Annotated in this window: 14 protein-coding genes; 5 read left to right on the top strand and 9 right to left on the bottom strand. The window is 52.8% G+C overall.

All coding sequences use genetic code 11. From position 1 onward, the window contains the following. Positions 1-31: 31 nt before the first annotated feature. The 7 genes from MIH19_RS02135 to MIH19_RS02105 form a co-directional block, all read right to left on the bottom strand. The gene (locus MIH19_RS02135) at positions 32-1240 is read right to left on the bottom strand and encodes an aminotransferase class V-fold PLP-dependent enzyme (protein ID WP_249007351.1); all 1209 of its coding nucleotides are present in this window, start codon (positions 1238-1240) and stop codon (positions 32-34) included. 91 nt (positions 1241-1331) lie between these two features. Beyond that, positions 1332-2519, bottom strand: coding sequence for a CoA transferase (locus MIH19_RS02130; RefSeq protein WP_249007350.1), 1188 nt, complete (start codon positions 2517-2519; stop codon positions 1332-1334). 39 nt (positions 2520-2558) lie between these two features. Next, the gene (locus MIH19_RS02125) at positions 2559-3353 is read right to left on the bottom strand and encodes an enoyl-CoA hydratase/isomerase family protein (RefSeq protein WP_249007349.1); all 795 of its coding nucleotides are present in this window, start codon (positions 3351-3353) and stop codon (positions 2559-2561) included. A gap of 19 nt (positions 3354-3372) precedes the next feature. Then, entirely contained in the window at positions 3373-4659 is a 1287-nt protein-coding gene (locus tag MIH19_RS02120) for a TRAP transporter large permease (RefSeq protein ID WP_249007348.1), read from the bottom strand. A gap of 31 nt (positions 4660-4690) precedes the next feature. Further along, positions 4691-5239: a TRAP transporter small permease subunit gene (locus MIH19_RS02115; protein ID WP_249007347.1), complete on the bottom strand. Its 549-nt coding sequence runs from the start codon at positions 5237-5239 to the stop codon at positions 4691-4693. A 100-nt stretch (positions 5240-5339) separates the two neighbouring features. Beyond that, positions 5340-6314, bottom strand: coding sequence for a TRAP transporter substrate-binding protein (locus MIH19_RS02110; protein WP_249007346.1), 975 nt, complete (start codon positions 6312-6314; stop codon positions 5340-5342). Positions 6315-6699: 385 nt separating this feature from the next. Continuing rightward, the gene (locus MIH19_RS02105) at positions 6700-7161 is read right to left on the bottom strand and encodes a heme-binding protein (RefSeq protein WP_249007345.1); all 462 of its coding nucleotides are present in this window, start codon (positions 7159-7161) and stop codon (positions 6700-6702) included. A gap of 276 nt (positions 7162-7437) precedes the next feature. On the opposite strand from MIH19_RS02105, the gene MIH19_RS02100 reads away from it, so the two are divergent. Next, positions 7438-8094, top strand: coding sequence for a GntR family transcriptional regulator (locus MIH19_RS02100; protein WP_249007344.1), 657 nt, complete (start codon positions 7438-7440; stop codon positions 8092-8094). Positions 8095-8151: 57 nt separating this feature from the next. Here the strand turns inward: MIH19_RS02100 and MIH19_RS02095 are convergent, their stop codons facing one another. Beyond that, the gene (locus tag MIH19_RS02095; protein ID WP_249007343.1) at positions 8152-8916 is read right to left on the bottom strand and encodes an IclR family transcriptional regulator; all 765 of its coding nucleotides are present in this window, start codon (positions 8914-8916) and stop codon (positions 8152-8154) included. 296 nt (positions 8917-9212) lie between these two features. Between MIH19_RS02095 and bhcA the strand changes: the two genes are divergently transcribed. From bhcA to bhcD, 4 genes are all read left to right on the top strand, one after another. Continuing rightward, positions 9213-10382 carry an L-aspartate--glyoxylate aminotransferase BhcA gene (gene bhcA / locus MIH19_RS02090; RefSeq protein ID WP_249007342.1) on the top strand — a complete coding sequence of 390 codons (1170 nt, stop codon included), beginning with the start codon at positions 9213-9215 and terminating at the stop codon, positions 10380-10382. 29 nt (positions 10383-10411) lie between these two features. Beyond that, the gene (gene bhcB / locus MIH19_RS02085; RefSeq protein WP_249007341.1) at positions 10412-11374 is read left to right on the top strand and encodes a beta-hydroxyaspartate dehydratase BhcB; all 963 of its coding nucleotides are present in this window, start codon (positions 10412-10414) and stop codon (positions 11372-11374) included. A gap of 26 nt (positions 11375-11400) precedes the next feature. Then, positions 11401-12564, top strand: coding sequence for a 3-hydroxy-D-aspartate aldolase BhcC (gene bhcC, locus MIH19_RS02080; protein WP_249007340.1), 1164 nt, complete (start codon positions 11401-11403; stop codon positions 12562-12564). Between the two features lie 66 nt (positions 12565-12630). After that, positions 12631-13635, top strand: a complete 1005-nt coding sequence (gene bhcD, locus MIH19_RS02075) for an iminosuccinate reductase BhcD (protein WP_249007339.1) — start codon at positions 12631-12633, stop codon at positions 13633-13635. A 12-nt stretch (positions 13636-13647) separates the two neighbouring features. Here bhcD and MIH19_RS02070 read toward each other — a convergent pair whose 3' ends face one another. Then, complete coding sequence (locus MIH19_RS02070; RefSeq protein ID WP_249007338.1) at positions 13648-13953, bottom strand: hypothetical protein; 306 nt, start codon at positions 13951-13953, stop codon at positions 13648-13650. Positions 13954-13956 lie beyond the last annotated feature (3 nt).

Here is a 13956-nt window from a genome sequence, read left to right as displayed (position 1 = left end):
CTCCTGATCTATGCCGTTATAAACACCGCTATTAATTGACGTGGTGCGGCCGGTTCTGGGAGAAGTACTCCAGCGCTGCCAAAACGCCACTGCCTTTGAGGTTCACTCCAGACAACTTCAGACCAGCCTCGCAGCCGCCTAACGCGGCAATCAAAGTCAGATCATTGCAGTCGCCGAGGTGTCCTATTCGGAACATCTTGCCTTTCGACTTGCCCAGCCCCATGCCCAGCGACAGATCGAAACGCTCGTAGATCAGGCGCCGAACCGCATCCGCATCCACGCCCTCAGGCATGACGACCCCCGTCAGAACCGGTGAGTAAACATCTGGCTCTTGGCACTGAACTTCCAGCCCCCAGGCTTCAACGGCCGCACGCACACCGGCAGCCCAACGCTGGTGACGCGCGAACACCTGTTCCAGACCTTCGTCAAGCAACATATCCAACGCTTCATTCAGGCCGTAAAGCAAGTTCGTGTTGGGCGTGTAAGGCCAATAACCGTTTTTATTGGCCTCAAGAATCTCGTCCCATGCCCAGAAGCTTTTTGGCAAATTTGAGGTTTTACTGGCAGCGATGGCGTTATCCGACAAGGCATTAAAACTGATACCCGGCGGCAGCATTAAACCTTTCTGGGAACCAGAAATCGTTACGTCGACGCCCCACGCATCGTGTTGATAGTCTGCACAGGCCAGGCCGGAGATGGTGTCAACCATCAACAGTGCTGGGTGGCCAGCGGCATTCATGGCTCGACGCACTGCCGGGATATCGCTTGTGACACCTGTTGAGGTCTCGTTGTGAACGACACAGACCGCCTTAATGGTATGTTCTGTATCCTGTCTCAGGCGATCTTCAATCATGTTGGCCTGCACACCCGCACGCCAGCCCTCATAACCGGGAAGCCCCAGAAATTCTGGTTCCAAGCCAAGCCGACGTGCCATTTTTTCCCACAGTGTTGCGAAGTGACCCGTTTCAAACATCAGCACCCGGTCACCGCTAGACATCGTGTTAATGAGAGCGGCTTCCCAGGCACCGGTTCCGGATGCCGGGTAGATAATAACGGGCTGGGTCGTTTTAAAGATGACCTTAACCTTCGCCAGCAACTCCAGCCCCAGAGCGCCAAATTCCGGCCCGCGATGATCAATAGTCGGGAGGCTCATGGCGCGCAGAATACGGTCCGGTACCGGAGACGGCCCGGGTATTTGAAGGAAGTGCCGGCCTGATGGATGAAAATCAAGTTTCAACATAGGAAATACTCCGCACGTTTATGGTGTCTATAAATTCTGAATTTTGAATTCACATATGAAGCGCATTATGGGTAAATATCGAAGTAATGAACTACTTGATACAACCCTCCTGGCGGAGATTACTAACCTCCTCTGCGCTCAAACCAGCGCCATACAAGATTTCATCGGTGTGTTGCGCAAAGAGGGGCGCCGGGTAACGAATCTGTGAGGGTGTACGGGAAAATTTGCTGGGAAAACCGATCGTTTTCATCTTGCCGATCACCGGGTGGTCGATTTCCTCGACCATGCCTCTGGCGAGAAAATGCTCATCCTGCACGGCCTGGGCGAAATTGTTGATCGGTCCGGCGGGCACGCCTGCAATGTCGCATCGATCCAGCCAGTGCGCCGTTTCACGAAGGGACAGGATTTCTTCCAGAACACGTTCGAGTTGCTCGACATTGCGTCCACGGTCGCTATTGGTCAAAAACCGCTCATCGGCAATTAAATCGTCCCGCGCGATGACATCCTGGCAGAAGCGCTCCCAGGTTCGCTGGTTAGCGCAGCCCAGCATCATGTAGCCATCCTGAGTTTTGACGGCTTGATAAGGGGCGGATACGCGATGACGCCAGCCGGTGGCTTCCGGCACGGTGCCTTCGGAGAAGTACGCCGCCGCCTCCCAACTGAACCAGGGCAGGCCACATTCAGTGATGGCTATATCAATCTGTTGACCTTCACCGGTGTTCATTTTGTGTATGCACGCCGCCAAAATCGAATAGACCGCCGTAATGCCAGCACCGATATCGTAAACGGCAATGCCGGTTTTTACCGGCCGCCGACCTGGCTCGCCCGTCATCGACATCAAACCGCTCATGCCTTGGGCCACCAGATCAAAACCGCCTTTATTACTGTAAGGACCCGTTTGACCATAGCCTGAAATAGAGCAGTAAATTATGCCGGGGTTGATCATTTTAATGGCCTCATAATCGATCCCCAGAGATTTCGTCACTCCGGGCCGATAGTTCTCGACAATGACATCTGCGTCGTTGGCGAGCCGATAGAATATCGCCCTCGCCCGTTCATCTTTCAGGTTTAAAGAGATGCTTTTCTTGTTTCGGTTGATTTGGGAGAAACAAGTGGATTCGTCGTTAACGTAGGGCCCCATTTGTCGGCTGTCATCGCCACCATTGGCCTTTTCCACCTTAATGACTTCTGCCCCCATGTCACCAAGCACCATGGTGCAATAAGGCCCGGCCATGATTTGCGAGACATCCAGAACTTTTATGTTTTTCAAGGGAAGCATGTGTTTTCTCCATGTTGGAAAAGCTGTTCAGTAAGTAACCTATTTGCCGGTCCATTCAAACGGCGTCTTGGTGACGAACTTATTGACCGCTGCTTTGAAGTCGGCACTGGCATAGCAGGTTCTCACCCAGTCATCACTGACATCCGCAGCCGTCCGTCTGTGTGCGAGCACGCGGTTGATAATTTCTTTGGCGGCCTGCACCGTCAAAGGCGCTCGCTGACTGAAAGCCTGCGCTTTTTTGTCGACCTCATCCCTGATGACATCGGCTTCAAAAACCTCGCTGACTAACCCAAAGGACGCGGCCTCCGGTGCCTCGATCAGTTTTGCCGCCATCAGAATCTCCTTGGTTCGGGGGATACCCACGAGATCCATCAGGCGTGAAACGTTGGTGACCGACAGGCAATTGCCCAGGGTTTTAGCAATCGGTACCCCGAACTTCAGCGAGGGCGTGCAATAACGAAAATCGCAAGCAAGCGCAATAGCTGCTCCACCGCCGACACAAAAACCTTCAAGCAGCGCGATGGTCGGCGTTTTCATGGTTTCCAGGCTATGGAGCACACTGTCAATACGGCGTTCATAAGCAATGCCCTGATCACCGTGGTCAAAATCAGCAAATTGCTTGATGTCCGTTCCGGCTACGAATGCTTCCCCACCGTAGCCATAGAAAACGACAGCGCTTACCTCAGCTTTCCCGTCCATCTCTTCACAAATCCGCTCCAGTGAATCGTACATACTCCACGTCATTGCATTGCGGTTTGCTGGGCGATTGAAGCCAACCCAGGCCACCCCTTGGCTTACCTTGCAGTCGACACTGCCTTGGTCAGGTTTATTCATTTCATATCCCCTTCAGCTATTAGGTGCCATAAACCAGGTTCACCAATGACAATGCAAAGGCTGGAACATAGGTATTTATGATGAGAATCGCGAACAGCACACCCAGAAACCAGAGGTTGGTGCGCGAAGTCGCCCAGATATCAGATTTCGCAATGGAGCACGAAGCAATCAATACGCTCGCCACAGGGGGTGTTTGTTGGCCTATGGCCAGATTCAATGTAACGATCAAACCGAAGTGGACCGGGTCAATACCCACCGCGAGAATTAGCGGAAGAACGATTGGAACCACCAGGATGATGGCGGCGGCAGAATGCAGGAATATGCCCAGAATCAGGAAGACGACATTGAGCAACGCCAAGATGATGTACTTGTTGTCGGTCATGTCACTGATGGAATTGGCGAGCTGCTGTGGAAGCTGAGTCTCGGTGAGATAAAGCCCCACGACAGCGGAGCTCGCCACCAGAAGCATAACCACAGCCGTTTGAACGCCCGCATCGAGACAGGATTTGTAGAAGATACGCAGGTTGAATTCACGGTAGACAACGGTACTGATGAAGATGGCAACAACAACGGCCAGTGCAGCACCTTCGGTCGCAGTTACGATCCCGCCAAATATACCACCCAGAATAATAACCGGAATCGATAATGCCCAAATCGCACCCTTGAACGCTTCCCAGAGCTTTTTGGCCCGGAACTCACCTTCCGACGGAAAGTTATTCTTTTTCGCCAGGTAGTAACACATGGCGGCTAAGCCCAGAGCTCCCAATATCCCGGGCAAAATGCCGGCGACAAACATTTTAACCACAGAAACGCCGGACATTACGGCATAAAGAATCATGGGGATGGATGGCGGCAGTATAATCGCCAGGCTCGCCGCCGAGGATGAAATAGCCGCCGAGAACTCCTTCGAGTAGCCTTTCTTTTTCATCGCCGGAATCATAATACTGCCGATAGCAGAGACTCCCGCGACAGCTGACCCCGAAATTTCTGCAAAAAATATCGAAGCGCCTATGGTAACCATAGACAGCCCGCCCTTTATAAAACCAAGCATTGCCGATGCAAGATCAATCAACCGCCGCGAGATACTAGAGGCGTTCATAATGGCACCCGCTAATATAAAGAGCGGAATCGCAATGAGCGGGAACTTCGTCGCACCATCAAACATTACCATCGCGACATTGGGTAATGCCGCGACGCCGTAACTACTGACAGTTGCAACAGCACCAACGATACCTAGCGCTATCGCTACAGGCACGTTGATCAGAATCAGGCATATCAGACCAACAAACATGAAAAAAATGATCATTTTATTATTCTCCTGGGCTCGCTCAAGGCTACTATTTAGTAGTTATTGAAGCCTTGTCGTAGGTTAGGCCCGCTTCTTCCAGTTCATGGTCTATGAACCCATCACCTTTGGCGCTGGCGATCACTTCTGGCAGATGTAAGAGCTCGGCGATAATAAAGAGGACAGCCCCAATAGGAATTGCAGATTGTGTTAGCTGCACGGACACACTGGTTAAACTGATAAGCGTTGACCCCTCAAGGATCAGGACGACTTGCGTGCCGGTATAGGCGAGTAAAACAAAGAAACCGATGGTGATTGCCTCAGCGACTAACGCAATGGGCAACCGGATTGCGGGGGGGAAATAGTTAACAACGGTCGGGCAACCAATGTGAGCACCCTTGGCTGCAGCGAGTGCGGCACCATAATAAGTCAGCCAGGCCAAACCCACAGAGGCGACTTCGTCATACCAACTAAACGGTGAACCAACAAGTCTCGAGAGAAAACCTACGGTAACAACCGATGCCAGAGCAATCATTATGGCAACGACAATAACTTCAAGAAACTTGAAATAAGCGTTTTTAAAATTTGTAAGTGAATTCATTTATATCCCCTGAAACACGAGAGCCGGCTAGTACCTACGTGCAACACATGATCCGCGCAGTGATCGCGAACCATGCACAACAGACAGGAATCGTCCTTTATTACTTGCGGAGCTGACTAACCTTATCCAGCATTTCCTGACCGCCTTCTACTTCATCAGCGAACTTTTTGTAGATCGCGTCTGAGCCGGCAACAAATGCTTTCTGATCTGCTTTGTTTACCTGCATCCCTTCAGCTTTCATTTTTTCGACCAGACTGTTATCAAGCATTTCGCCTTGTTCAAGTGCAAAGGCTTCCACTTCTTGAGCTGTCTCAATCAGCACATTTCTGACATCCTCAGGCAGTCGGCTCCAGCGGGCGCCAGCCAATACATAGGCGGGTGTGTAAACGTGATTGGTTATTGACAGGTAATCCTGAACCTCGTGGAATCGTTGGGAGTAGATTTGGACCAGAGGATTCTCTTGGCCGTCCATCGCGCCTGTCTGCAACGCAACGAAGGCTTCGGAAAGTGCCATTGGGGCAGGACTCGCACCATAGCTTTGAAACATCTCAACGCGCCACACCCCGTTGGGGGTCCTTAGCTTGATGCCATCCAGATCCGCAGGCACAACGATAGGCCGAACATTGTTGGTTATTTGCCGGAAGCCGTTCTCCCAAACGCCAATAACTCGGTAGCCTTTGTCTTCTGCAGCCTGGTAAAGCACGTCCCGCACGAGTTCATCCCGTACGCGCTTCATGTGCTCCCTGTCTTCAATCAGGTAGGGCATTTCAAACACCGAAAATTCGGGTGCGACACTGCTCATGACGGACGAGGGCAAAGCGAGGTCCAACGTACCCAATTTCAGTTTATTCAGCATCTGGGAGTCACTGCCTAACTGACTGGAACCAAAAGGTATGACCTCGGCCTTACCTTCCAGCTTTTCATTGGCAATTCTTGCGAATTCGTTGACTGATTTTTCGAATAAAGATCCCGGACCCCCTACATGACCAAACTTGATCTGGGTCTCTGCTGCCTGCGCGGCTTGTACACCTAGCGCAAACACCGAAGCGAGCAATGCTGTCTTCAAAATTTTCATACTGGTCTCCGATATTTCATTGTTTTTATTTGCAAGCAAAACCGTCGATCGTTAAATCTCTCCAAAATGACCGTGTTGCCGTCTCATACCACCTTTAAAGATGATCGGCGAGCCTGACCCATCAATTTCTGCACCAAAATCCATTGTTCCGGTAAGACGTTTGGACCAACCACACTCCAAATATGAATTCATAATTCATAATTCTATATTATACTTTAGTCTAATTACGACGCGGGGCCAGTGCCAACACGCTTTGGTGCATAGGAGAGATTAGATAATTCCGCCAAATAATGGGCACACTTAAGCCGCAATCCTCTTTCTGAACCTGAACAAAATGAACGCGGTCATTTTTCGCTTTAAAAACGAGCCATGACCGCTCTCAGTCTCAGTCGGGAGCGGTTCCTGCCTTAAAACCTGCAGCTTCAATGCCGGCAATCGCTACTTGCTCATCCTCATCTGAAGAAGCACCGCTAATCCCCACTGCTCCGATAACCTCGTCGTTTGGATCAAGAATCAATACACCGCCCGCTACCGGTACGAACTGGCCGTCCGCAGCCGCCGCAACTGACGCTAAAAAGGCTGGCCGTTGCTCGTTGCGCTCCCCCACCGTTCGGCTGGAAGCACCATTCCCCAAAGCAGCAAACGCCTTGCCTCTTGAGACAGGAAGACGCAGCGGTGCACAGCCATCTTCCCGTTCGGCGGCAATCATATTGCCGCCCCCATCCATAACAAATGCCGTCAGCGGATCCATATCCCGGGCTCGCGCCACAGCAAATGCACCGTCTACGATTTGGCGCGCCTGCGCCCGTGTAATTTTTACGCTGGATCGAAAAACTTTACCTGCCATATAATTTCCCTGGATCATTCAAGGTGAGCAAATCCACATAGAAGTTCCCGGTCGCGGGAGATGGCGCAACACTCACGTTCCCAGAACATACAGAACGAATGGAGTACCATCACCGCAAAAGGGCATTTAAGGCCTCTGTGCCTTGCAAATCGCCGCGCTGTACCTTATTTTGAATTTTGAATGCAGCGCACAGTTTAGTTACAGAATTCCATCCTGAGATACAACTACCGCACGAAAATTGCCGGCAACTCACTACTTGTCTTAAGAAAAGGTCATATGGAAAAGATACAACATAGAGTTCTTTATCAAGAAGCTGCAGATAGAATAAGGGAGTTGATCGAACTCGGTACACTGGCGCCTGGAGAGAAAATTTCCGAAAAAGGGCTCTGCGAAAAGTTCGGCATCTCCAGAACGCCCCTCCGCGAAGCGTTGAAAGTTCTGAAATCCGAAGGTCTGATTGAAATGCTGCCGAATCGCGGTGCCCGGGTAACCCGCTTAACCGCTAAGGACGTCGAGCACACCTACAACATCATGGGCGCCCTGGAAGGGTTGTCCGGTGAAACGGCCTGCCAATACATCAGTGATGCTGAAGTTGCTCATATTCAGACGCTTCACAATAAAATGGTCGAGCATTTTCATCGTGGTGAACTCAAGGAATATTTCCGCGCCAACCAGCAAATACATGAATGCATCATGCTGGCGTCAAAGAATGATGTGCTTCTGGAAATGTATAACAACCTTAGTCAGCGTATTAAACGAATCCGCTACTCCGCGCAGATGACCGACGCTTACTGGCATAAAGCAGTGAACGACCATGAACACATGATTGAGGCTCTTCAGAATCGCGATGGGGAACGTCTTGGCAACATTCTCCGGAGTCACTTAGGTCATAAGCTGGAGGCCGCCAATCTGACGGGGATGATAACCGACTAATCCAGAGCAACTCTCCCAGCCACCTCGCCTCTGAACCGTCGCTGGCACACCAGGGCGTTAACCGGGCCGATACCCTAGATGCCGGGAAATCTCCTCACCGGCTTTCTTCAATTCACCGATCCATTCATTTTTTCTCCGCTCGATCGGCGCGGAAATGGACAGCCCCGCGCTCACATTTCCGGACTTTTCGAAAAGCAGGACGCCAATACAACCCACGCCAATCTCAGCTTCTTCGTTATCCAGTGAATAGCCCTGACGAATGTCGGTCATACAGGCGTCCGCTAGCGTGTTCAATGAGGACAGCGTATTGCGTGTATAGGCAGGCAGATTGGTTCGCCGGGCGTAACTCTCAATCTCATCCTCTCCCGCAAGGCCCAGCATAAGTTTGCCCACAGCGGTGACATGCAAAGGTGCACGGCTACCTACGATCTGGTTTACATGCATCATGCGATTCGGCGTCACCTTTTCAAAATAAATCACTACATCACCTTCCCTAATCGTGAGATTGATGGTTTCACCCAGTCGGTCACACAATTCCCGCATGTAAGGCAGCGAGACCCCTCGCAGGTCAATATCCGAATGCAGACAATTGCTCAACTGCAGCAATTTCTGGCCCAGACGGTAACCCCCGGTGGAATCTCGCTCAACAAAACGATTGCTGATCAATGATTGAAGAATTCGATAGGCCGTGGAAGGCGCAAGCCCAGTCTCGGCGCCCAGCGTTTTCAGTTTGACCGGCTTTGAATAGCGCCCAATCGCATCCATTAGCAGCGAGGCCCGGTCAATGACCTGAATTCGGGATTCAGTTTTGGCGTCAGTCATCAGGAGCTCCGAATGTAACGGTAAGGTGAGATTAGAGGCATAATTGCTAAATATTCTACTATGCGAATTTAAGATCCCACAATGTGGAAATTATAATAATGCCAATTCTCACTATTTTTCTATTATAGACCAAATACTTGGAATCTAAGGCGGTGTATATTATTTATTTTCCACATTGTGGAACAATTTCATATTGCGCAAATTAAACTTAGGAATCTAGAGTGAAGACATGAAGCGGAAGAGGCAGTCCGGCGACGGGGCTTCTGGTAATCGCAATCACGGAGAGAGAACTCCTTATGTCTGACCAAAACCCAATCTTTATTCCGGGCCCCACGAATATCCCTGACCGGTTGCGATTCGCGATGAACGTGCAGAGCAGTGACCACCGCTCGCCGGGCTTCGTGGAAACACTCCGCCCGCTGCTGCAGGATTGCAAAAAGATCTTCAACACCCAGTCTGGCGAAGTCATCCTATTCCCCGCCAGCGGGACCGGTGGCTGGGAAGCGGCCATCTGCAACACCCTGTCACCCGGAGATAAGGTATTAATCGCCCGCTACGGAATGTTCTCCCGTCGCTGGATTGACATGTGTCAGCGTCACGGGCTAGACGTTCAAATTATAGATTGCCCTTGGGGCAGCGGCGCTCCGGCGAATGAGTTTGAGCGGGCTTTAAGCGCCGACACTCAACACAAGATCAAAGCGGTTCTGGTTGTCCACAACGAGACTGCAACCGGCGTAAAAAGCGATATCGATGCTGTTCGTCAAGCCATGGACAGCTGCTCTCACCCTGCCCTGCTATTGGTTGATTGCGTCAGCTCCCTGGCTTCTATGCCGTTCGAGATGGACAGCTGGGGTGTTGATATCGCCGTGTCGGGCTCTCAAAAAGGCTTCATGCTGATAACCGGCATGGCCATACTCGCGGTCAGCCAAAAAGCACTGGCCGCAATGGAAACCGCCACGCTTCCATGTGCGTTCTTCGATTTTCGCGCCATGATGACGGCCAACGCCCAAGGCGGCTTCCCCTACACTCCGCCCTTGCAGCTGATCTACGGCCTGAAAGAAAGCCTGAAAATGCTGTTTGAAGAAGGGTTAGACAATGTCTACGCCCGTCACTTCCGGCTCGCCGAAGGTGTGCGGCAGGCGGCACGTGCTTGGGGCATGGCCCTGTGTGCGCAGTCTCCTGACCTGTATTCCAATACCGTTACCGCCATTTATGTGCCCGAAGGATTCGACAGCAACGAGCTGACCGACCACACGTATGCAAAATACGGCGTGTCCTTCGGCATTGGCCTTGGCGAAATGCACGGCAAAGCCTTCCGTATCGGCCACTTGGGTTCGCTGACAGGCAGCATGGTGCTGTCAGGGTTGGCAACCATTGAAATGGCCATGGCCGATCTTGACTACCCCATTGAACTGGGCACGGGCGTCCGCGCCGCCCAAAACCATTTTCGCGCCACCATCGCGTAACCGGCAGACGCAGACTGACGAGGTGAACCATGAGTGATCACAGGAACCGGATACCGACGTTTGACGATGTTTTGTCGGCCCACGAACGGATCAAACCCTACATCCACAAAACGCCCGTCCTGACGTCCCGTTATCTGAACGAGCTGACCGGGGCCGAACTTTTTTTTAAGTGTGAGAACTTTCAAAAGGCTGGTGCTTTCAAAGTGCGCGGCGCCTGCAACGCCGTCTTTGGGTTGAGTGAAGACAAAGCGGCCCTTGGCGTCGCCACCCACTCTTCCGGCAATCATGCCCTGTCACTGTCTTATGCGGCTGGCCGGCGAGGTATCCCGGTCACGGTCGTCATGCCTCATACCGCACCCCAAGCCAAAAAAGACGCGGTACGCGGCTACGGCGGCAAAATCATCGAGTGCGAGCCCTCCACCAGCTCCCGCGAAGCGGTCTTTGCCAAGGTGGTGGCCGCGTCTGGTGCTGATTTTGTCCACCCTTATAACGACCCCAGGGTCATCGCAGGGCAGGCAACCTGCTCACTGGAACTGCTGAGTCAGGTGCCGGATCTGGACGCGGTAATTGCGCCGATCGGTGGCGGCGGGATGATTTCCGGTACGTGCCTGACTCTGTCGAACCTGGCACCGGAGGTTGCTATTTACGCGGCTGAGCCACTCAATGCCGACGACGCCGCCCGCTCTCTCAAGGCCGGTTACATCATTGCCGATGATGCACCCAATACCGTAGCAGACGGTTTGAAAGTGCCGTTGAAGGAACTGACCTGGCATTTCGTAAGCCATTTCGTCTCAGACATTTTCACGGCGACCGAGGAGGAAATCATCGACGCCATGAAGCTGACCTGGAAACGAATGAAGATTGTTATCGAGCCCAGTTGCGCAGTACCCCTGGCGACCATCCTGAAAAACCCTGAGATCTTCCGGGGCAAACGGGTGGGCGTGATCATCACCGGCGGCAATGTGGATCTGGACACACTTCCCTGGACCTAAAAAAAACATCGATTAGGAGGCATACCATGACAACATTTATACGCCCTGAAGAACTGGAAGTTGGTTACAACATCCCCGCCGCCATTGGCATGGACGAAAGCGAGATTCAGACCCCGTGCCTGATCCTCGATCTGGACGCACTCGAGCACAACATCAAGAAAATGGGCGATTACGCCAAAGCACACGGCATGCGCCACCGATTACACGGCAAGATGCACAAGTCCGTTGATGTGGCACGACTACAGGAAGACCTGGGGGGCGCCATTGGGGTCTGCTGCCAGAAACCCTCTGAAGCCGAAGTGTTCGCCCGCGCGGGTTTCAAGGACATACTGGTGTCCAACCAGGTATGTGACCCACTGAAAATTGATCGCCTTGCCCAACTGCCAAAATATGGCGGACGCATTATTATCTGCGTCGACGACGTTGCTAACGTTTCGGATTTATCAATGGCGTGCCAAAAGCATGGTACCGAACTGCACTGCTTCGTCGAAATTGACTGCGGTGCGGGCCGGTGCGGGGTGAACTCCACTGAAGATGTGGTCACCATTGCTCAGGCCATCGACTCGGCGCCCAACCTAACGTTCACCGGAATCCAGGCGTATCAGGGCGCCATGCAGCACATGGAGTCTTACAACGAGCGCCAGGCAAAACTGGATGCAGCCATTGCCATGGTGCAAGACGCAGTGGATGGTTTGACGGCGGTAGGCCTGAAGCCGGAACTTGTCTCTGGCGGTGGCACCGGCTCTTACTATTTCGAGAGCAACTCGGACGTTTACAACGAACTGCAATGTGGCTCCTACGCCTTCATGGACGCCGATTATGGCCGTATTCTGGACAAAGACGGCAAGCGCATCGATCAAGGCGAATGGCAGAACGCACTTTTCATTCTGACCAGCGTTATGAGCCACACCAAGGCCGATAAAGCTATCTGCGATGCGGGTCTCAAAGCTCAATCTGTGGACAGTGGCTTACCGTTTATCTTTGGCCGCGACGACGTTGAATACGTCAAGTGCTCAGACGAGCACGGCGTCATCAGTGACCCCCAAGGTGTACTCAAGATAAACGAAAAACTCAAACTGGTACCGGGGCACTGCGACCCGACTTGCAACGTCCACGATTGGTACGTCGGCGTTCGCAACGGCAAGGTCGAAACGCTCTGGCCCGTCAGCGCCCGCGGCAAGATGTTCTGATTCAGCCTGCGCCAGCCCTCCGGACGCGATTCGGAGGGCTGGCTAAAATGACAAAGGAGACTAACGATGGAAACCTCGCCCAAAGCATTAACTCAACCGCATCAGATTCTGATCGTAAGCGAAGACGCCTGCCAGAAAGTGATTGGCCGTCGTGAAGCCTTTCAGGCAGTTGAGTCGGTATTCTCATCTATGGCCAAAGGGAGCGCCTACAATTTCCCCGTAGTGCGGGAGGCGATCGGACATGCCGGCGCCCTCTACGGCTTCAAATCCGGTTTTGACCGCGAAGGATTGGTCCTAGGTGTAAAAGCGGGCGGCTACTGGCCCGGCAACGCCGCTCAGGGGCTAACCAATCATCAATCAACCGTGGCGCTGTTCGACCCGGATACCGGACAACTCAAGGCCCTGGTCGGTGGCAATTATCTGACCGCCGTTCGCACCGCCGCGTCGTCCGCTGTGTCGATTGCCCATCTAGCCCGAAAGAATGCCAAAGTGCTGGGCATGATCGGTGCAGGCTTTCAGTCGACCTTTCAGCTACGCGCCGCGCTGGAGCAGCGCGACTTCGAGAAAGTAGTGGCTTGGAATGTCCACCCTGAGCACTTGGCTCGGCTGGCGGACGTGTGCAGGGAACACGGCCTACCCTTCGAGGCCGTTTCCCCGCAGGCACTGGGGTCTCAGTCGGATGTTATTATTACCATCACGTCAGCCTCCGAAGCTCTGCTGCAAGCCGACTGGATAAAACCCGGCACACACCTCGCTTGCATGGGTACGGATACCAAGGGAAAGCAAGAAGTCGATCAACGGCTTTTGGCGCAAGCAACGGTCTTCACCGACGAAATTGCCCAGTCGATCAGTATCGGTGAAGCCCAGCATGCTGTGGCGGCAGCGATCTTGTTCGTCGAGCAAATCACGCCCATAGGAGAGGTTATCAACGGTTCCCATCCGGGCCGGAAATCAGAGCAGGAAATCACTTTATTCGATGGCACCGGTGTCGGACTTCAAGACCTGGCGGTTGCCTCAGCAGCCGCGAGTCTTGCCGAAGCGCATGGGCTTGCTCAGCGAGTCACGCTTTAGATTGAGCCTGCTTCAAGCATACTGATAAACTCCGCTAGGACGTTTGCCAGCCTTCATAAAGCGTAGGCTCTCGTTGTCGTTTTCGAGTCCTGAGGCTCGCCGGTGCTGCTCCAGAAAAGCCATGGCATCGGTCCGAAGCGGCAGCTTGAGTGCCACGTTTATTTCCCAGCGCTTATAACCCAGGTCCGCCAGCGTGTTGTCTTTCTCGGCCAACAGCGTCAGCGCCATGCGCCGAAACTGTTGGCGCCGGGAATAGCTACCCACCAAGGTAGCGGCGTGCATTCTGATTGTCTGATCATTCTTATGGGAGCCTAGCATCGC

Source organism: Marinobacter sp. M1C, from assembly GCF_023314135.1.
Lineage (GTDB): Bacteria > Pseudomonadota > Gammaproteobacteria > Pseudomonadales > Oleiphilaceae > Marinobacter.
The sequence above is the reverse complement of the archived record's forward strand: the minus strand, read 5'-3'. Positions and strand labels throughout refer to the sequence as shown.

Bases quoted from the DNA above. Each gene is read 5' to 3' on its own strand.
- MIH19_RS02095 (WP_249007343.1), bottom strand. From the start codon at position 8,916: ATGACTGACGCCAAAACTGAATCCCGAATTCAGGTCATTGACCGGGCC.
- MIH19_RS02115 (WP_249007347.1), bottom strand. From the start codon at position 5,239: ATGAATTCACTTACAAATTTTAAAAACGCTTATTTCAAGTTTCTTGAA.
- MIH19_RS02135 (WP_249007351.1), bottom strand. From the start codon at position 1,240: ATGTTGAAACTTGATTTTCATCCATCAGGCCGGCACTTCCTTCAAATA.
- MIH19_RS02100 (WP_249007344.1), top strand. From the start codon at position 7,438: ATGGAAAAGATACAACATAGAGTTCTTTATCAAGAAGCTGCAGATAGA.
- MIH19_RS02110 (WP_249007346.1), bottom strand. From the start codon at position 6,314: ATGAAAATTTTGAAGACAGCATTGCTCGCTTCGGTGTTTGCGCTAGGT.
- bhcD (WP_249007339.1), top strand. From the start codon at position 12,631: ATGGAAACCTCGCCCAAAGCATTAACTCAACCGCATCAGATTCTGATC.
- MIH19_RS02125 (WP_249007349.1), bottom strand. From the start codon at position 3,353: ATGAATAAACCTGACCAAGGCAGTGTCGACTGCAAGGTAAGCCAAGGG.
- bhcB (WP_249007341.1), top strand. From the start codon at position 10,412: ATGAGTGATCACAGGAACCGGATACCGACGTTTGACGATGTTTTGTCG.
- MIH19_RS02105 (WP_249007345.1), bottom strand. From the start codon at position 7,161: ATGGCAGGTAAAGTTTTTCGATCCAGCGTAAAAATTACACGGGCGCAG.
- bhcC (WP_249007340.1), top strand. From the start codon at position 11,401: ATGACAACATTTATACGCCCTGAAGAACTGGAAGTTGGTTACAACATC.
- MIH19_RS02120 (WP_249007348.1), bottom strand. From the start codon at position 4,659: ATGATCATTTTTTTCATGTTTGTTGGTCTGATATGCCTGATTCTGATC.
- MIH19_RS02130 (WP_249007350.1), bottom strand. From the start codon at position 2,519: ATGCTTCCCTTGAAAAACATAAAAGTTCTGGATGTCTCGCAAATCATG.
- MIH19_RS02070 (WP_249007338.1), bottom strand. From the start codon at position 13,953: ATGCTAGGCTCCCATAAGAATGATCAGACAATCAGAATGCACGCCGCT.
- bhcA (WP_249007342.1), top strand. From the start codon at position 9,213: ATGTCTGACCAAAACCCAATCTTTATTCCGGGCCCCACGAATATCCCT.